Genomic DNA, 18,001 nt, shown 5'->3' with positions numbered 1-18,001 from the left:
CGTTTGGAGAGAACGACCAGAAAACGGGCGTAGCTTTTAGGAGTGAGTGACAACAAGCCCACTCCGACGCGGACGCCGTTGGCGCTGCTGGAGAACCTCCCCGAGTCGCTGACCCGTCGGCTCAAGCAATACTCGGGGCGGTTGTCGACCGAAGCGGTACATGTCATGCAGGAACGGCTGCCGTTCTTCGCCGAACTCGAGGCATCGCAGCGAGCCAGCGTGCAACTGGTCGTGCAGACGGCGTTGGTCAACTTCGCCGAATGGATGCGTGACCCGCGCAGCAATGTCGGCTACACCGCGGAGGCGTTCGCGCTCGTCCCGCAGGAGCTGACCCGTCGCATCGCGCTGGCCCAGACCGTTGACATGGTGCGCGTGGCGATGGAGTTCTTCGAGGAAGTCGTGCCCATGCTGGCCCGCTCCGACGAGCAGCAGATCGCGCTGACGGTCGGCATCCTGCGCTACAGCCGAAACCTGGCTTTCGCGGCGGCCTCGGGCTACGCCGACGCCGCCGAAGCGCGTGGGGCCTGGGACAGCCGTATGGAGGCCAGCGTCGTCGATGCCGTCGTGCGCGGCGATGCCGGTGCCGAACTCCTGTCCCGGGCCGCTGCGTTGAACTGGGACACCACTTCACCGGCCACTGTCATCGTCGGCACCCCGCCGGTCAATCGCACCGCGGTGGCGAGCGAGGATATCCGCCAGGTCGCCACGAATCACGGCCGCGCCGCCCTCACCGATGTCCACGGCACCTGGCTGATCGCGATCGTCTCCGGCCCGTTGTCGCACACCGACCGATTCCTGGGCGATCTACTGGGGGCGTACTCCGAGGGGCCGGTGGTGATCGGGCCGACGGTGCCGATGCTCACGGCGGCCTATCACAGCGCCGCCGAGGCCATCGCGGCGATGAACGCCGTCGGGGGCTGGACGGGCGCCCCGCGACCGGTTCTGGCCAGGGAACTACTTCCCGAGCGCGCCTTGATGGGCGATACCGCCGCGATCGCCGCGCTGCACACCGATGTGATGCGGCCGCTGGCCGATGCCGGCCCGGCACTGACCGAAACCCTGGACGCATACCTCGACTCGGGTGGCGCGATCGAGGCCTGCGCGCGCAAGTTGTTCGTTCATCCAAATACCGTCCGATATCGCCTCAAGCGGATCACAGATTTCACTGGTCGCGATCCCACGCTGCCCCGGGACGCCTACGTTCTTAGAGTTGCTTCGACGGTCGGGCGTCTGGCCCATCAGGAGCAGCATTCCAGCACGTCAAATGCCTCCACTGCGTCGGTCGCAGACCACCTCGGGATTCCTAAGAGTGTGACGCATCCCATGTAACAGGTCGCGGCACGGTATCGAGAAAGTCCCATCACGTGCTGTTTTGTGGGATCTCCACAAAAACCTAAGACAAGGTTCATAATCTCTTACACCGTGCAAAACCCACTTCACAGTGTTCTCTTAATTACGTGATCGCATTGCTTGCGCCCGGACAGGGTTCGCAGACTCCTGGCATGCTCGCCCCCTGGCTCGAACTGCCGGGTGCGGCGGACCAGGTTGCCTCCTGGTCGGCCTCAAGCGGACTGGACCTGGCGCGGCTCGGCACCACCGCCACGGCGGAGGAAATCACCGACACCGCCATCACCCAGCCGCTCGTTGTCGCGGCGACCCTGCTGGCCCATCAAGAACTGACCAAGCGCGGGCTGCTCGCCGGCCGGGACACCATCGTGGCCGGCCATTCCGTCGGTGAGATCGCCGCATACGCGATCGCCGGCCTGATCTCGGCCGATGACGCCGTCGCACTGGCTGCCACCCGTGGCGCCGAGATGGCCAAGGCCTGCGCCCACGAAGCCACCGGCATGTCGGCGGTGCTCGGCGGCGACGAAGCCGAGGTGCTCGCCGCGCTGGCGGATCTCGAGCTGGTGCCCGCCAACCGCAACGCCGCCGGACAGATCGTCGCCGCCGGCCGGTTGGACTCGCTGCAGAAGCTCTCCGAGAACCCGCCCGCCAAGGCCCGCGTTCGCGCGCTGGCCACTGCCGGCGCCTTCCATACCGAGTTCATGGCCTCGGCACTCGACGGTTACTCCGCCGCTGCCGCCAGCGTGGCGACCGCCGATTCTGTGGCTCCCACCGTTACCCTGCTGTCCAACGCCGACGGCCAGCCGGTCGCCTCGGCCGAAGACGCCATGACCAAGCTGGTCTCGCAGCTGACCCGCCCCGTGCGGTGGGATCTGTGCAACGAGAGCCTGCGCTCTCACAACGTGAGTGCGATCGTCGAGTTCCCGCCCGCGGGCACCCTCGTCGGCATCGCCAAGCGTGAACTTCGGGGGGTGCCGACGCACGCCGTCAAATCCCCTGCAGACCTGGACGGACTCGCCGCGCTCTAAAGGCCGGCGTCCACTGGGACAACCAAAAAGCAAGACCCGTTTTCAGTTTCATCACAAAAATATGAAGGGAGCCACACTGTGGCTAACGAGCAGGAAATCATCGCCGGACTGGCCGAGATCATCGAAGAGGTCACCGGCATCGAGCCCTCTGAGGTGACCCCCGAGAAGTCCTTCGTCGACGACCTGGACATCGACTCCCTGTCGATGGTGGAGATCGCCGTGCAGACCGAGGACAAGTACGGCGTGAAAATCCCGGATGAGGACCTTGCCGGCCTTCGCACCGTTGGTGACGTCGTCTCCTACATCCAGAAGCTCGAGGAAGAGAACCCCGAAGCTGCTGCAGCGCTCCGCGAGAAGTTCACGCAGTGAACCGTCCTTCCACTGCTAACGGCGATTTTCCCAGCGTCGTAGTCACGGCCGTCACGGCGACGACTTCCATCGCGCCGGATATCGAGAGCACGTGGAAGGGTCTGCTTGCGGGCGAAAGCGGTATCCGTGTGCTCGACGATGATTTCGTCGGGAAGTGGGATCTGGCAGTCAAGATCGGCGGCCACCTCAAGGAGCCGCTCGACCCCCACATGACTCGCCTGGAGATGCGACGGATGTCGTATGTCCAGCGGATGGCCAAGTACGTCGGAAACCAGTTGTGGGAGAACGCTGGTAGTCCCGAGGTCGATCCCGACCGGTTCTCGGTTGTGATCGGCACCGGTCTCGGCGGCGGCGAGAAGATCGTCGAAATGTATGACGCCATGAACGAGGGCGGACCCCGCAAGGTGTCCCCGCTCGCCGTTCAGATGGTCATGCCCAACGGCGCGGCCGCGGTCGTCGGCCTCGAACTGGGCGCGCGCGCCGGGGTCATCACCCCGGTGTCCGCCTGTTCATCCGGGTCGGAGGCCATCGCCCACGCCTGGCGTCAGATCGTCATGGGTGACGCCGATTTTGCCGTCTGCGGCGGTGTCGAAGGCCTTATCGAGGCGCTGCCCATTGCGGGCTTCTCGATGATGCGGGCGATGTCGACGCGCAACGACGACCCGGAAGGGGCGTCGCGGCCGTTCGACAAGAACCGGGACGGTTTCGTGTTCGGTGAGGCCGGTGCGCTGATGATCATCGAGACCGAGGAGCATGCGAAGGCACGCGGCGCCAAGCCGTTGGCCCGACTGCTCGGTGCGGGTATCTCGTCGGACGCCTACCACATGGTGGCCCCGGCGCCCGATGGTCTGCGGGCCGGGCACGCGATGAAGCGTGCGATGGAGACTGCGGGCCTGGACCCCAAGGACATCGACCACGTCAACGCCCACGCCACTGCTACTCCGATCGGTGACACCGCCGAGGCCAATGCGCTTCGGGTCGCCGGTGTGGGGCATGCCGCGGTCTACGCACCCAAGGGTGCGCTCGGCCACTCCATCGGAGCGGTCGGCGCCCTGGAATCAATCCTGACGGTGCTCTCACTGCGGGACGGGGTCATCCCGCCCACGCTGAACTACGAGACACCCGACCCCGAGATCGATCTGGATGTCGTTGCGGGCGAACCCCGTTACGGCGAGTACCAGTACGCGATCAACAACTCGTTCGGATTCGGCGGGCACAACGTCGCGCTCGCTTTCGGACGTTACTGATCAGGACGAGGAAGGCACTCGCGGCACCAATGGCACTGCTGACTACGGGCAATGGACTCCCAGATGTAGTCGTCACCGGAGTCGCGATGACGACTGCGTTGGCGACCGACGCTGAGTCGACATGGAAAGCACTGCTGGATGGCCAAAGTGGCATCCGCAAGCTGGAGGATCCGTTCGTCGAGGAGTTCGACCTGCCGGTTCGCATCGGCGGTCACCTCCTCGAGGATTTCGACAGTGAGATGACGAAGGTCGAACTTCGTCGGCTGTCCTACCTGCAGAAGATGTCAACGGTGTTGAGCCGGCGGGCCTGGAAGGACGCCGGCTCACCCGAGGTCGACCCCCGGCGCCTGATGGTGTCGATCGGCACCGGCATGGGCTCCAGCGAAGAGCTGCTTTTCGCCTACGAGGCGCTGAAAGCCAAAGGTCTACGCGCAGTTTCGCCGCTGGCCGTGCAGATGTACATGCCCAACTCCGCGGCCGCCGCGGTTGGGCTGGAGCGCAAGGCGCGGGCCGGGGTCAGCACCGTGATCTCTGCCTGCGCCTCCGGCTCCGAGGCCATCGCGAATGCCTGGCGCAATATCGCGTTCGGCGAAGCCGACATGGCGATCTGCGGTGGGGTCGAGACCAAGATCGAGGCGGTTCCGATCGCCGGGTTCGCGCAGATGCGCATCGTGTTGTCCACGACCAACGACAACCCCGCGGGTGCCTGCCGCCCATTCGACAAGGACCGCAACGGATTCGTGTTCGGTGAGGGCGGAGCGCTGCTCGTCGTCGAGACCGAGGAACACGCCAAAGCGCGCGGCGCCAACATCCTGGCCCGACTGATGGGTGCCAGCGTCACCTCGGACGGGTTCCACATCGTGGCTCCCGACCCGAACGGGGAACAGGCCGGGTACGCGATCTCCCGCGCCATTCAACTGGCGGGACTGTCCCCCAGCGATATCGACCACGTCAACGCACACGCCACCGGCACCCAGGTCGGCGACGTCGCGGAAGGCAAAGCAATCAACAACGCGCTCGGCACCCATCGGCCCGCGATCTATGCACCGAAATCTGCGCTCGGCCATTCGGTCGGCGCGGTCGGGGCGGTGGAATCGATCCTCACGATCATGGCGCTGCGGGACGGCGTTGTGCCGCCCACACTGAATTTGGAGAATCTCGATCCCGAGATCGATCTCGATGTGGTGGCAGGACAACCGCGAACTGGTAACTACCGGTACGCCGTCAACAATTCATTCGGATTCGGCGGGCACAATGTCGCTCTCGCCTTTGGCCGGTACTGATAAAGCCCACATAGGAGACGTAGATGACGACCATGGCGCCCGAAGCGGTTAACGAATCACTCGATCCCCGTGACCCGCTGCTGCGACTGAGCAGCTTCTTCGACGACGGCACCGTGGAGTTGCTGCACGAGCGCGACCGCTCCGGCGTGCTCGCCGGTGCAGGCACCGTCAACGGTGTCCGCACCATCGCCTTCTGCACCGACGGCACGGTGATGGGTGGTGCGATGGGTGTCGACGGCTGCCGCCATATCGTCAATGCCTACGACCTGGCCATCGAAGAGCAGAGCCCGATCGTGGGCATCTGGCACTCCGGCGGTGCCCGCCTCGCCGAAGGCGTCAAGGCTCTGCACGCCGTCGGACTGGTCTTCGAGGCGATGATCCGGGCGTCGGGCTACATCCCGCAGATTTCGATCGTCGTCGGATTCGCCGCCGGCGGTGCCGCGTACGGACCGGCGCTGACCGACGTGGTGATCATGGCGCCCGAGGGCCGCGTGTTCGTCACCGGACCCGACGTGGTCCGCAGCGTCACCGGCGAAGACGTCGACATGGCTTCGCTGGGCGGGCCCGACACCCACCACAAGAAGTCCGGTGTCTGCCATATCGTCGCCGACGACGAGTCAGATGCCTATGCCCGCGGTCGCCGGCTGGTCGGATATTTCTGCCAGCAGGGCCATTTTGATCGCGCCAAGGCCGAAGCCGGCGATTCTGATCTGCGTGCGCTGCTGCCGGATTCGGCCCGCCGCGCTTATGACGTGCACCCGCTGGTCAACGCGCTGCTCGACGATGACGCCCCCTTCGAGGAATTCCAGGCCAAGTGGGCACCGTCGATGGTGGTCGGCCTCGGCCGGCTGTCGGGCCGGACGGTCGGCGTGCTGGCAAACAACCCGCTGCGCCTAGGCGGCTGCCTGAACTCCGAAAGCGCCGAGAAGGCAGCACGTTTCGTGCGTCTGTGCGATGGCTTCGGCATTCCGCTGGTGGTCATCGTCGACGTGCCCGGCTACTTGCCCGGTGTCGACCAGGAGTGGGGTGGCGTGGTTCGCCGTGGCGCGAAACTGCTGCACGCCTTCGGTGAGTCGTCGGTCCCCCGCGTCACGCTGGTCACCCGCAAGATCTACGGCGGCGCCTACATCGCGATGAACTCCCGGTCGCTCAATGCGACGAAGGTGTTCGCCTGGCCGGATGCCGAGGTCGCTGTGATGGGCGCCAAGGCAGCCGTAGGCATCCTGCACAAGAAGAAGCTGGCCGCCGCGGCGCCGGAAGAGCGCGACGCCCTGCACGAGGAACTGGCCGCCGAGCACGAGCGGATCGCCGGCGGGGTGGACAGCGCCATCGAGATCGGTGTCGTCGACGCCAAGATCGACCCGGCCCAGACCCGCAGCGTGGTGACGCAGGCACTGGCCGAAGCGCCCGCCCGTCGCGGTCGCCATAAGAATATCCCGCTGTAACCCTTGCGATTTCGGCGTGTTCGTGACCGCTGAGCGATTACGAACACGCCGAAATCACACGAATTCCTTGGCTGCGGCCTCGGCCCGCTCGCGGTCTGCGGCCACCAGGCCAATGCGGGTGCGACGGTCGAGGATGTCGTCGACCGTCAACGCGCCTTCGTGACTGACGGCGTATTCGAATTCCGCACGCAGTACGTCGATTCCGTCGGCAACGGACTCCGTCGGCCGCTCGCACGTGGCCGACGCGATGACGTTGGCCGCCTCCGCACCGAACCGGGCCACCAACGACGATGGCAGCGGGCTTGCCGACGCCGCCGACCCCGGGTTGCCCGGCGCGCCGACGAGAGGCAGATCGCGGGTCTGGCACGGTCCGGCAGTCAGCCCGCGCAGCGTGACCGCACGGTCGAGCACATCCTCGGCCATATGCCGGTATTCGGTCAGCTTGCCCCCGACGACGCTGATCACTCCGCTCGACGACTCGATCACCGCATGGTCGCGCGAGATGTCGGCCGTGCGCTGTGCCTTCTTCCCGGGTCGCTGCGCTCCTGCCCTCCGATCCCCCAGTGGCTCCAACAGCGGCCGCAATCCGGCATATGACCCGATGATGTCGGACGCACTGAGCTGAACATCCAAAGCCGTGTTCACCGTAGCGAGCAGAAAATCCACTTCATCCGAAGTCGGTTGTGGCACATCGGGAATCGGCCCGGGCGCATCCTCGTCGGTCAGCCCCAGATACACCCGGCCCAATTGTTCTGGCATTGCAAAGACGAATCGGTTGAGCTCGCCGGGAATCGGGACCGTCAGGGCCGCAGTCGGATTACCGAACGCCGCTGCATCGAACACCAGATGCGTCCCCCGGCTGGGCCGCAGCTTCAGGCCCTGGTCGATCTCCCCCGCCCACACCCCGGTCGCATTGATGACGGCGTGAGCAGTGACGCCGAAGGATTCGCCGGTACGTTGGTCGGTCAACCATGCTGTGGTGCCGGTGACCTGCGATGCCGCCAGGTAGGTCAGAATGCGGGCGCCCCGCTGGGCAGCGGTGCGGCAGACTGCGACGACCAGCCGGGCGTCATCGATGAGCTGGCCGTCGTAGGCAAGCAGTGCGCCGCCCAGCCCGTCGCGCCGCACGGTGGGCGCGAGCTCGGCCGCACGGTCGGGTCCGACCCGTCGCGAGCGGGGTAGCGCCGACGCGGGCGTGCCGGCCAGTCGCCGTAAGCCGTCGCCCGCAACGAAACCGGCACGTACCATCGCCCGCTCCGCGCGGCCCATCGACGGCAGCAGCGGAACCAATTGCGGCATCGCGTGTACAAGGTGAGGTGCGTTGCGCGTCATCAGGATTCCGCGTTCGATGGCGCTGCGACGGGCGATCCCGATATTGCCGGTCGCCAGATACCGCAGACCGCCGTGGACCAGCTTCGAGCTCCACCGGCTGGTGCCGAACGCCAGATCGTGTTTCTCCACCAGCGCCACCGACAGTCCGCGCGAAGCCGCATCCAGGGCGATACCGGCGCCGGTGACACCGCCGCCGATGACCAGGACGTCCAGCGCGGCCCCGTCGGCGAGCGCGGTCAGGTCGGTGACGCGGCGGGTGGCATTCAGGGCAGGCGATCCACTTGTGTTGTGCACCATCAGATCAGGTATCCGTTCACAGCGTGACGTAGTTCGGCGGCGAGCACCTCGACGGGCAGGATCTTCTCGATGATCCGCGCCGACTGGACGGACGATTGGACAATCAGTAGGACCATCGCGGCGAGCTGACCGGGGTCACCGGCCCGCACACTGCCGCCGGCCTGGGCCACGGCGAGATCGGCGGCCAGGGCGTCGATCAGGATCTGCTGGCTGGACCCGAGACGTTCGGCGATATAGGTCATCGCCAGTTCGGGTGCGGAATGCAGTACGGCCATGATGATCTCGTCATCGCGCAGACGTGCCGCGACTCCGATCACGCGGTCCACGATGGCGGCGCGGTCCGCACCGGTCTGCGGTACCTCGTCCAGGACGGCGACGACCCGGCTGGTGAGCAGCGCCGTGAGAATCGACTGCGTATCGGGAAAGCGCCGGTAGATGGTCGGGCGGCTGACCCGCGCCCGGCGGGCGATCTCGGCCAGTGTCACCCGGTCGACGCCGAAGTCGACCACGCAGCTCGCGGCGGCCGCCAAAATGCGGTCACCGATCTCCGGTGCATTACTGATTGACAGCATCTGTAATACTGTAACGCATGCAGCATCCGACGATGAAGTGGAATGCCTGGGGCGATCCGGCAGCGGCGAAACCCCTCTCCGCGGGGATCCGTTCGCTCCTCGAGCAAGCCCTGGGGGTGACGCCGTCTGAGCAGTCCGAACTCGAGGCCGACACCGTTCAGCTGACGCCGTCGGCATTGGCCACGGCCGACCGCGAGGCGTTGTCCACCATCGTCGGAGCCGAGAACTGCGGCGTCGACGACCACGCCAGGCTCTTGCGGGCCGGCGGAAAATCCACCCCCGATCTGCTGCGGCGCGCCGACCCCGGGCCGCAGGACGCCCCCGACGCGGTCCTGACCCCAGGCTCGGACGACGAGATCGCCGAGGTCCTCAAGTACTGCTCCCAGCACCGCATCGCCGTGGTCCCCTTCGGCGGCGGCACCAGCGTCGTCGGCGGCGTCGACCCGATCCGGGGCGAATTCACGGCCGCCATCTCTCTGGATCTGCGGCGGTTCGACCAGTTGCACTACCTCGACGACGTATCCGGCGAGGCCGAGTTGGGCGCCGGTGTGACCGGCCCCGAGGCAGAGCGACTGCTGGGTGAGCACGGCTTCTCCCTCGGGCACTTCCCGCAGAGCTTCCAGTTCGCCACCATCGGCGGGTTCGCCGCGACGCGCTCGTCGGGCCAGGATTCCGCCGGTTACGGCCGCATCAACGACATGATCCGCGGCCTGCGAGCAGTCACCCCGGTCGGCATCCTCGACCTCGGCCGTGCTCCCGCCTCAGCCGCCGGTCCCGATCTGCGCGAACTGATCGTCGGCTCCGAAGGGGTATTCGGCGTCATCACCCGGGTGCGGCTGCGGATACATCCGGTGCCGGAGACCACTCGCTACGAGGCCTGGTCCTTCCCGGACTTCGACGCGGGCGCGAATGCCCTGCGTGCCGTCGTGCAAACGGGGACCGGCGCGACGGTCCTTCGACTTTCCGATGAGGCAGAGACCGGCGTCAACCTAGCCACCACCGAGCACATCGGCGAACAGCAGATCACCGGCGGCTGCCTGGCGGTGACACTCTTCGAAGGCGCGCTCGCCCACGCCGAGAGCCGGCACGCGGAAACCCGGGCACTGCTGATCGAGCATGGCGCCACCTCGCTGGGCGAGGCACCGGCCCGGGCCTGGGAGGCCGGCCGGTTCGGCGCGCCCTATCTGCGGGACTCGCTGCTGGCCGGCGGCGCACTGTGCGAAACGCTGGAGACGGCCACCACCTGGTCGAATCTGTCCGCTCTGAAAGCCGCGGTCACCGAGGCGCTGACCACCGCACTGGCCGAAACCGGCACGCCCGCGCTGGTGATGTGCCACATTTCGCACGTGTACCCCACCGGCGCGTCGCTGTACTTCACCGTCGTCGCGGGTCAGCGGGGCAATCCGCTCGACCAGTGGCACAAAGCCAAGGTGGCCGCGTCGGAGGCGATCGTGCGCTCCGGCGGCACCATCACTCATCACCACGCGGTCGGAGCGGATCACCGGCCGTGGATGAAAGCCGAGGTCGGCGAGCTGGGCGTGCAGGTATTGCGCGCCGTCAAGGCGTCACTCGACCCCGCGGGAATTCTGAACCCCGGCAAGCTCATCCCATGACCGGGCTCGGGGCTCGGCTGCCCATCGGCCGCGTCACGATGCTGACCAACCCGGCCTCCGGGCACGGCAACGCCCCGCATGCCGCCGAGCGCGCGATTGCCCGGCTGCAACAGCGCGGCGTCGACGTCATCGAGATCGTCGGCGCCGACGCCGATCACGCCGGGCGCCTGGTCCGCGACAGCCTCGACCAGGGCACCGACGCGCTGGTGGTGGCCGGCGGCGACGGCGTGATCTCGATCGCCCTGCAAGCGTTGGGCGGCGGGGCCACCCCGATGGGCATCATCCCCGCCGGCACCGGCAACGACCACGCCCGCGAGTACGGCCTGCCCACCGGCGACCCGGAAGCGGCGGCCGATATCGTCGCCGACGGCTGGGCCGAGACCGTCGATCTGGGCCGGATCGAGAGCGGCGAGCGCGGCAACAGGCAGGTGAAATGGTTCGGCACCGTGGTCGCCACCGGCTTCGATTCGCTGGTCAGCGACCGGACCAATCGGATGAGCTGGCCGCACGGCCGGATGCGCTACAACGTGGCGATGGTCGCGGAGCTGTCCAAGCTGCGGCTGCTGCCGTTTCGGCTGGTGCTCGACGGAGACCGGGAGATCATCACCGACCTGACGCTGGTCGCGTTCGGCAATACCCGCAGCTACGGCGGCGGAATGCGGATCACCCCGAACGCCGATCACGCCGACGGGCTGCTGGATATCACGATGGTGCATTCGGCGTCGCGCACGCGGTTGATCCGCCTGTTCCCGACGGTGTTCAAGGGCACCCATGTCGACCTCGACGAGGTCACCACCGCCCGGGCGGCGAACATCACTGTCGAATCGCCCGGGATCAACGCCTACGCCGACGGCGAGTACGCCTGCCCGTTGCCCGCCGAGATCAGCGCGGTGCCCGGGGCGCTGCAGATTTTGCGGCGCGAGCAGACGTAAAAGTCCCCCATTTCACGTGAGATAGGGGACTTCTGCGTCTGCTCGCGGGAAGAACTGCGCGGTGGCTAACCGACCCCGCGGAGCCAGCTGACGTCACCGGCGATATCGCCGTTGGCGCGGTACGGCTCCAGCGCCTCATCCCAGGCGGTGCCCAGGACGGTGTCCAGATCTGAGGCCAGCGCGTCAGCACCGGAATTCATCAGCGTCCGCAGCCGCATCTCGCCGACCATGGTGTCGCCGTTGGCGCTCATCGCACCGTGCCACAGCCCCAGTTGCGGGGTGTGCACGAAGCGTTGACCGTCGACCCCGGGACTGGGATCCTCGGTGACCTCGAATCGCAGCACCGACCAGGACCGCAGGGCATTGGCCAGCTGGGCACCGGTGCCCACCGGCCCGACCCAGTTGGTGACCGCCCGTAGTTGATTGGGCATGGCCGCCTGGGGCGTCCACTTCAAATTCGCCCTGGCGTTCAGGGTCGACGAAAGTGCCCACTCCACGTGCGGGCACACCGCCGCGGGTGAGGCGTGGATGAATACCACGCCTGTCGTCGCGTCGGCGAACTGATTCGACTCACGCATGGCTGCTCCTTCGGCTCCACAAGGGACGTCTTCCCCAACGACCTTGACGAATCCAAACGAGCATCACAATCTGTGTGTCGCGCGTGTCTATTGTGCCTTGTGTGACAGCTGTTGCGCTAGTCTGCGCCGAATTCTCTCAGGACTCCATCAGAGATGGCCGGCCACAGCGGCAGCGCCCACTCCCCGAAATCGCGGTCGGTCAGTACTACCAGGGCCAGCCCGGCGACCGGATCGGCCCAGATGAAGGTGCCCGACTGCCCGAAATGACCGAACGTCGCGGGCGAGTTCGCCAACCCCGTCCAGTGCGGTGATTTAGTGGCCCGGATCTCGAACCCGAGTCCCCAGTCGTTGGGCCGTTGCACGCCATAACCGGGCAGGACTCCGGCCAGTCCGGGGAATTGCACAGAGACCGCCTCGGCGTGCATCTCGGCGGAGACGATCGCGGGCGCCAGCAGATCACCGGCGAACCGCACCAAGTCATCCACGGTCGACGCTCCCCCATGGCCGGCGGTGCGCGCGCCGCCGTCGAGCGTCGAGTCCGTCATACCCAGCGGTTGGAACACCGCCTCGTGCAAGTAGCGGTCGAACCCGAAGCCGGCCGCGCGCTCGATCTCTTCGGCGAGAACCCGGAAACCGTAATTGGAGTAGATGCGGCGGGCGCCCGGGCGTGCCATCACAGCGTCGTCGACCATCGCCAACCCTGACGCATGGGCCAGGAGATGACGGATGGTCGACCCCGGCGGGCCGGCGGCCGTATCGAGTTCGAGTGCACCTTCCTCGACGGCGATCTGCGCCGCCCTGGCCACCAACGGCTTGGTCACCGACGCCAGCCGGAACACGCGGCCAGTATCGCCGTGCGTGGCGAGCACGCCGCCCGACCCGACGACAGCCGCCGCAGCGGTGGGAACGGGCCAGGTGTTGAGAAGGTCGAGTGCGCCCATGGGCCCAGGCTTTCACGCGGGGGAAGTGGTGACGACCCGTGGGATGGATAAGAGTCCGGGCATCATGGGTTTAGTTCTTCCGCACCGCTAAGGTCTGACGCATGAGTCAGACAGTGCGCGGTGTGATTTCCAGGGCGAAGGGCGAGCCGGTCGAGATCGTCGATGTGGTGATACCCGATCCAGGCCCCGGCGAGGTGGTCGTCGACATCATCGCTTGCGGCGTCTGCCATACCGATCTGACCTACCGCGAAGGTGGGATCAACGACGAATATCCGTTCCTACTCGGACACGAAGCGTCAGGCACGGTCGAGGCGATCGGCGAGGGCGTCGTCAACGTCGAGGTCGGCGATTTCGTCATTCTGAACTGGCGCGCGGTGTGCGGTCAGTGCCGCGCCTGCAAGCGCGGCCGCCCGCAGCTGTGCTTCAACACCCACAACGCCAAGCAGAAGATGACGCTGACCGACGGGACCGAGCTGACCCCCGCACTCGGTGTCGGGGCGTTCGCCGACAAGACACTCGTCGCCGAAGGTCAGTGCACCAAGGTCGATCCCGAAGCCGACCCCGCGGTGGCCGGACTGCTGGGCTGCGGCGTGATGGCCGGTATCGGTGCCGCGATCAACACCGGTGCGGTAACGCGTGACGACACTGTTGCCGTGATCGGTTGCGGTGGTGTCGGCGACGCGGCGATCGCCGGAGCCGCGTTGGTGGGCGCGAAGCGGATCATCGCCGTGGATATGGACAACCAGAAGCTGAACTGGGCGCGCGAATTCGGCGCCACCCACACCATCAACGCCAAAGAGTTCGATGTCGCCGGAATAGACGTTGTGACCGCGATCCAGGACCTGACCGACGGTAACGGCGCCGATGTGGTGATCGACGCCGTCGGCCGGCCCGAAACCTGGAAGCAGGCGTTCTACGCCCGCGACCTGGCGGGAACCGTTGTCCTGGTGGGGGTTCCGACACCGGACATGAAGCTCGAGATGCCGCTGGTGGACTTCTTCTCTCGCGGCGGATCCCTGAAGTCATCGTGGTACGGCGACTGTCTGCCCGAGCGCGACTTCCCCACCCTGATCAGTCTGTATCTGCAGGGCCGCCTGCCGTTGGAGAAGTTCGTCTCCGAACGGATCGGTCTGGACGGTATCGAGGACGCCTTCCACAAGATGCACGCCGGCGAGGTCCTGCGGTCCGTGGTGATCCTGTGACCGCCTCGATCGAGCGCCTGGTCACCAGCGGCACCTTCGAACTCGACGGCGGCAGCTGGGATGTCGACAACAACATCTGGCTCGTCGGCGACGACACCGATGTCGTCGTGTTCGACGCGGCCCATTCTGCGGCACCGATCATCGAGGCAGTCAACGGCCGCAACGTCGTCGCCGTGGTGTGCACGCACGGCCACAACGACCACGTCACCGTCGCCCCCGAGCTGGGCAAGGCGCTCGACGCCCCGGTTCTGCTGCACCCGGGCGATGACGTCCTGTGGCGGATGACGCACCCGGACAACGACTTCCGCCCCGTCGAAGACGGGCTGACACTAACAGTGGGCGGCGTCGAGCTGCGCGCCCTGCACACCCCGGGGCATTCGCCGGGCTCGGTGTGCTGGTACTCCCCCGATCTCACCGCGGTGTTTTCCGGCGACACGCTGTTCAACGGCGGACCGGGCGCCACCGGGCGCTCCTATTCCGATTTCGACACCATTCTGGGGTCGCTCTCGGACAAGTTGGGCAAGCTGCCCTACGAGACGGTTGTCTACACCGGCCACGGGGACACCACCACGATCGGCGACGAGATGCCGCATTACTACGAGTGGATGACGCGCGGGCACTAGAAGCTGGCTAACGCCCGTCGAGCAACCGACGTTTCTCCTTCTGGAACTCGTCGTCGGTCAGCGCGCCGGATTCCCGCAGGGCAGCCAGCGTTTTGAGCTGTTCGATACGGACCCCGTCGTCGGTCGGCGAGTACGGGGCGGCGGAGCCAGGTGAGTGCGTCGGCGGGGACGGGTTGACGAAGACCCTCGAGACGTTCGAGGTGTCGAAACTGACGGTGTCCGGCACCGGACGGCGTTTCACCCGCGAGAGCCAGATCAACGCGACGAACAGACCCAGCATCGCCGCCGCGAAGATGCCGGCGAAGATCCACGGCAGGGTGCCCTGTGAGCTGGAATGGCCGAATGCCAGCCGCGGACTGATGTAGCCACCGACGTCACCGGCGGTGCGAATCGTGTAGTCGCCCTCCTGTGGGATCTGCGCTGTCCACACCCGCACCCTGGCGTCGCTGTTGACAGTTGTTGTGGTCCCCCAGTTTTCGACGACCACAGGCTCGGCCACCCCTGCCGGCGGCTCGATGTTCATCCGGAGATTGGGGACGGGTAACCCGCCACCACTGGTGGTGCCGATGACCTGGGTATGGAAGCTGATGGTGGCTTCACCCGCAGGAAGGTGCAGGCTTGCCGTCCCGGGGATCGGCACTTCGCCATAGGCGTTGTATTTATCCAACACGAACGCGTTGAGAGCCATCGTCGCGATGAAGCCGATCAACGACAGCACCATGGTCGCGATCGCCACCGTGAGCAGGATGCGCGGGGCAGTTCTCCGCTTCATCGGCGAAGTGTGTCATGGCCGGGTCCGTGACCGTGCGCCAAACACGGACTACCTTGTTCGCTATGGCGACAGACGAGGTTGAGGCCCCCTCGGCGGGAGCACCGTCGAAGCGGGGGCACAGGCGTGTCGCGTTTCGCTACTGGGTGGCACTGATTCTCGTCGCGCTGGCTGCCCTCTTCATCGCGCAGAATCGAGACCGGCCGCGGGTGCACATCCTGTGGATCACGGTGGAGTCGCCGATGTGGTTCATCCTGACGGTCATGCTCGCGATGGGAATCCTGGTGGGCCTCCTGCTGCGCCGGCGTCGCCGGGGGTAACCGTGCCTGAGTCCAGCATCGTCGTCCGCCCCGAAAGGCCCGGCAGCGCCTCCTACACCGAGTCGTCGCGCCTGCAGGCCGCCGGATTACCAGCGGCGATAGGCCTTTTCGAGCAGGCGTCCAACGACGTCCCCTTGCCCGAAGCGCCGCAACCGATCGTCATCGCCGATTACGGAGCCGGGACGGGACACAACTCACTGCTGCCGATCGCCGCCGCGATCACCCGGTTGCGCACCCGCACCCGCCGCGACCAATCGATCCTCGTCGCCCACACCGACGCCGCCGAAAATGACTTCACGGTGTTGTTCAGGACGCTGGCCGACGACCCGGCCAGTTATCTCAAACACGATTCCGCGACCTACGCCTCGGCGGTCGGACGGTCTTTTTACCAGCAGATCCTGCCGTCCAACAGCGTCACGCTCGGCTGGAGTTCGTGGGCGGTGCAGTGGCTCAGTCGGGCGCCCACTCCGATTACCGACCATGTGCAGGCCGACTGCAGCGCCGACCCGGGTGTGCGCGCCGCATACGCCCGGCAGGCTGCCGAGGACTGGCATGAATTCGTGGCCTTCCGGGGCCGTGAACTGAGTCCGCACGGCCGGCTTGTGGTGTTGACGATGGCCATCGCCGAGTCCGGCGAACCGGGCCTGCGTCCGGTGTTCGATCATGTGCTGGCAGTACTGCGCGAGCTGATCGGCGAGGGCCTGCTGACCGAAGACGAACTGGGTGCGATGGCCCTGCCGATCGTCGGCCGCTCGGCGATGGACTTTGTCGCCCCGTTCTCTCCCAAGGGCACATTCGAGCATCTGACGGTCGAGCACCTCGAGGTATTCAACGCCGAGGACCGATACTGGTCGCAGTACCAGATCGACAAGGACGCAAAGGCATTCGGCGCCCGGTGGGCGGCGTTCGCGCGGGCCGCGGCGTTCCCCACCCTGGCGGGGGCGCTCGTCGGCGGCGTCGGCGATCCTCGGCGCGCCGAGTTCCTCGATCGACTGGAGGAAGGCCTCGTTCAGCGGCTGGCCGCGGCGCCGGAACAGATGCGGATACCGCTGGCTAAAGTGGTGCTCGTCAAGGCGGGTCGGTCACACTGACCGCTCGCGAAACGTGTTGCGGTAGCCCTGCGGTGGCACACCGGCGACCCGCCGGAACTGCTCCCGGAAATTCGCTGCCGAGCTGAATCCGACCTCGCGCCCGATCCGTTCGACGCCGTGTGATGTCGACTCCAGCAACGCCTGGGCGTGCCGCACCCGCACCCCGTTGACCCACTGCATCGGCGTCTGGCCGGTCTCCGCATGGAACCGCCGGTTGAGCGTACGAGTACTCGTCGCCGCCTGTGCCGCAACATCTTCCAGTGTGAGATCGCGATGCGCGTGTTGTTCGATCCAGGCCAGCAGATCGGGCAGTTCGGTTCCGGTGGCGCGCCGGTTGCGCACGATGAACTGCGCCTGCCCGCCGGTGCGATGCAGCGGCGCCACCGCCAACCGCGCCGCGTCGGCCGCCACCGAGGCGCCGTAGTCGCACTGCACCATGTGCAGACACAGGTCGATACCCGCCGTGGCCCCTGCGGACGTCAACAGTTGTCCCTCGTCGATGTACAGGACATCGGGGTCGAGGTGCACCGCGGGAAACGCGCTGCGGAACGCCTGCGCGCCCAGCCAATGGGTGGTAGCACGCTTGCCGTCGAGCAGGCCGGCCGCCGCCAAAGTGAAGGCGCCGGCGCAGATCGACGCGATTCGGGTACCGCGGGCCAGTGCGGCGTGCAGAGCTGCATCGACACCGTCGGGGGTCGGCGCCAGCGGGTCGTATCGCGCGGGTACGACGACGGTGTCCACCCGGGTGAGCATGTCGAGGCCGTGCTCGGTGCTGATGCGCATCGGCCCGGCCGCCACCTCGGGCTCGGATCCGCAGACCATCACGCGGTAGCCAGGGCCGCCGCCGGCGAGAGTGACCCGGCCGAACACCTCGATCGGTGTGCTCAGGTCGAAGGCGATGGTGTCCGGCAACGCGAGGACCGCGACGGTGTGCATTCGTCGACGCTAGCAACGTGGTTGGCAATATCCCATCGCAACCTGGCTATCCGGCCACTCGTGCGATGGCAGCACC

General features: G+C 66.7%; 18 protein-coding genes. 12 read left to right on the top strand and 6 right to left on the bottom strand.

Going from position 1 to position 18,001, the window contains the following annotated elements:
* The first annotated feature begins 42 nt into the window (after positions 1–42).
* The 6 genes from H7J73_RS02800 to H7J73_RS02775 all read left to right on the top strand — a co-directional run bounded on the left by H7J73_RS02800 (position 43) and on the right by H7J73_RS02775 (position 6,719).
* Entirely contained in the window at positions 43–1,329 is a 1,287-nt protein-coding gene (locus H7J73_RS02800) for a PucR family transcriptional regulator (RefSeq protein ID WP_264065709.1), read from the top strand.
* 128 nt (positions 1,330–1,457) lie between these two features.
* Entirely contained in the window at positions 1,458–2,375 is a 918-nt protein-coding gene (locus H7J73_RS02795; protein WP_264065708.1) for an ACP S-malonyltransferase, read from the top strand.
* Positions 2,376–2,453: 78 nt separating this feature from the next.
* The gene (acpM, locus tag H7J73_RS02790) at positions 2,454–2,744 is read left to right on the top strand and encodes a meromycolate extension acyl carrier protein AcpM (protein ID WP_264065707.1); all 291 of its coding nucleotides are present in this window, start codon (positions 2,454–2,456) and stop codon (positions 2,742–2,744) included.
* The gene (kasA, locus tag H7J73_RS02785; protein WP_264065706.1) at positions 2,741–3,991 is read left to right on the top strand and encodes a 3-oxoacyl-ACP synthase KasA; all 1,251 of its coding nucleotides are present in this window, start codon (positions 2,741–2,743) and stop codon (positions 3,989–3,991) included. The genes acpM and kasA overlap by 4 nt, the downstream gene beginning before the upstream one ends.
* A 29-nt stretch (positions 3,992–4,020) precedes the next feature.
* Positions 4,021–5,274, top strand: a complete 1,254-nt coding sequence (kasB, locus tag H7J73_RS02780; RefSeq protein ID WP_264065705.1) for a 3-oxoacyl-ACP synthase KasB — start codon at positions 4,021–4,023, stop codon at positions 5,272–5,274.
* A gap of 23 nt (positions 5,275–5,297) precedes the next feature.
* Positions 5,298–6,719 (top strand): acyl-CoA carboxylase subunit beta, encoded by a 1,422-nt coding sequence (locus H7J73_RS02775; RefSeq protein WP_264065704.1) that lies wholly within the window; start codon positions 5,298–5,300, stop codon positions 6,717–6,719.
* Between the two features lie 54 nt (positions 6,720–6,773).
* On the opposite strand, the gene H7J73_RS02770 is transcribed toward H7J73_RS02775, so the two are convergent.
* Both H7J73_RS02770 and H7J73_RS02765 read right to left on the bottom strand, forming a co-directional pair.
* Positions 6,774–8,348 (bottom strand): glycerol-3-phosphate dehydrogenase/oxidase, encoded by a 1,575-nt coding sequence (locus H7J73_RS02770; RefSeq protein ID WP_264065703.1) that lies wholly within the window; start codon positions 8,346–8,348, stop codon positions 6,774–6,776.
* Entirely contained in the window at positions 8,348–8,920 is a 573-nt protein-coding gene (locus tag H7J73_RS02765; protein WP_264065702.1) for a TetR/AcrR family transcriptional regulator, read from the bottom strand. Before H7J73_RS02765 ends, H7J73_RS02770 begins: the two co-directional genes overlap by 1 nt.
* Positions 8,921–8,952: 32 nt before the next feature.
* Between H7J73_RS02765 and H7J73_RS02760 the strand changes: the two genes are divergently transcribed.
* Entirely contained in the window at positions 8,953–10,533 is a 1,581-nt protein-coding gene (locus H7J73_RS02760; RefSeq protein WP_264065995.1) for an FAD-binding oxidoreductase, read from the top strand.
* Complete coding sequence (locus H7J73_RS02755; protein WP_264065701.1) at positions 10,530–11,465, top strand: diacylglycerol kinase; 936 nt, start codon at positions 10,530–10,532, stop codon at positions 11,463–11,465. Before H7J73_RS02760 ends, H7J73_RS02755 begins: the two co-directional genes overlap by 4 nt.
* Positions 11,466–11,530: 65 nt before the next feature.
* On the opposite strand, the gene H7J73_RS02750 is transcribed toward H7J73_RS02755, so the two are convergent.
* Entirely contained in the window at positions 11,531–12,043 is a 513-nt protein-coding gene (locus tag H7J73_RS02750; RefSeq protein ID WP_264065700.1) for a DUF3145 domain-containing protein, read from the bottom strand.
* A gap of 116 nt (positions 12,044–12,159) precedes the next feature.
* Positions 12,160–12,984 carry a serine hydrolase domain-containing protein gene (locus H7J73_RS02745; RefSeq protein ID WP_264065699.1) on the bottom strand — a complete coding sequence of 275 codons (825 nt, stop codon included), beginning with the start codon at positions 12,982–12,984 and terminating at the stop codon, positions 12,160–12,162.
* 101 nt (positions 12,985–13,085) lie between these two features.
* Between H7J73_RS02745 and H7J73_RS02740 the strand changes: the two genes are divergently transcribed.
* Together H7J73_RS02740 and H7J73_RS02735 are read left to right on the top strand one after the other, a co-directional pair.
* Positions 13,086–14,186 carry an S-(hydroxymethyl)mycothiol dehydrogenase gene (locus H7J73_RS02740; protein ID WP_264065698.1) on the top strand — a complete coding sequence of 367 codons (1,101 nt, stop codon included), beginning with the start codon at positions 13,086–13,088 and terminating at the stop codon, positions 14,184–14,186.
* Complete coding sequence (locus tag H7J73_RS02735) at positions 14,183–14,809, top strand: MBL fold metallo-hydrolase (protein ID WP_264065697.1); 627 nt, start codon at positions 14,183–14,185, stop codon at positions 14,807–14,809. Before H7J73_RS02740 ends, H7J73_RS02735 begins: the two co-directional genes overlap by 4 nt.
* A gap of 7 nt (positions 14,810–14,816) precedes the next feature.
* Here the strand turns inward: H7J73_RS02735 and H7J73_RS02730 are convergent, their stop codons facing one another.
* Positions 14,817–15,581: an SHOCT domain-containing protein gene (locus H7J73_RS02730; protein ID WP_264065696.1), complete on the bottom strand. Its 765-nt coding sequence runs from the start codon at positions 15,579–15,581 to the stop codon at positions 14,817–14,819.
* A 62-nt stretch (positions 15,582–15,643) separates the two neighbouring features.
* Here H7J73_RS02730 and H7J73_RS02725 point away from each other — a divergent pair, with 62 nt between their 5' ends.
* Together H7J73_RS02725 and H7J73_RS02720 are read left to right on the top strand one after the other, a co-directional pair.
* On the top strand, positions 15,644–15,898 hold the full coding sequence (locus tag H7J73_RS02725; protein ID WP_264065695.1) for a DUF1049 domain-containing protein: 255 nt from the start codon (positions 15,644–15,646) through the stop codon (positions 15,896–15,898).
* Between the two features lie 2 nt (positions 15,899–15,900).
* Positions 15,901–16,989 carry a class I SAM-dependent methyltransferase gene (locus H7J73_RS02720; RefSeq protein WP_264065694.1) on the top strand — a complete coding sequence of 363 codons (1,089 nt, stop codon included), beginning with the start codon at positions 15,901–15,903 and terminating at the stop codon, positions 16,987–16,989.
* On the opposite strand, the gene H7J73_RS02715 is transcribed toward H7J73_RS02720, so the two are convergent.
* Entirely contained in the window at positions 16,981–17,925 is a 945-nt protein-coding gene (locus H7J73_RS02715) for a GlxA family transcriptional regulator (RefSeq protein WP_264065693.1), read from the bottom strand. The genes H7J73_RS02720 and H7J73_RS02715 overlap by 9 nt on opposite strands.
* Positions 17,926–18,001: the final 76 nt, after the last annotated feature.

The organism is Mycolicibacterium komossense (genome assembly GCF_025822605.1).
GTDB classification, from domain to species: domain Bacteria; phylum Actinomycetota; class Actinomycetes; order Mycobacteriales; family Mycobacteriaceae; genus Mycobacterium; species Mycobacterium komossense.
This window is presented reverse-complemented; position numbering and strand designations above follow the sequence as displayed.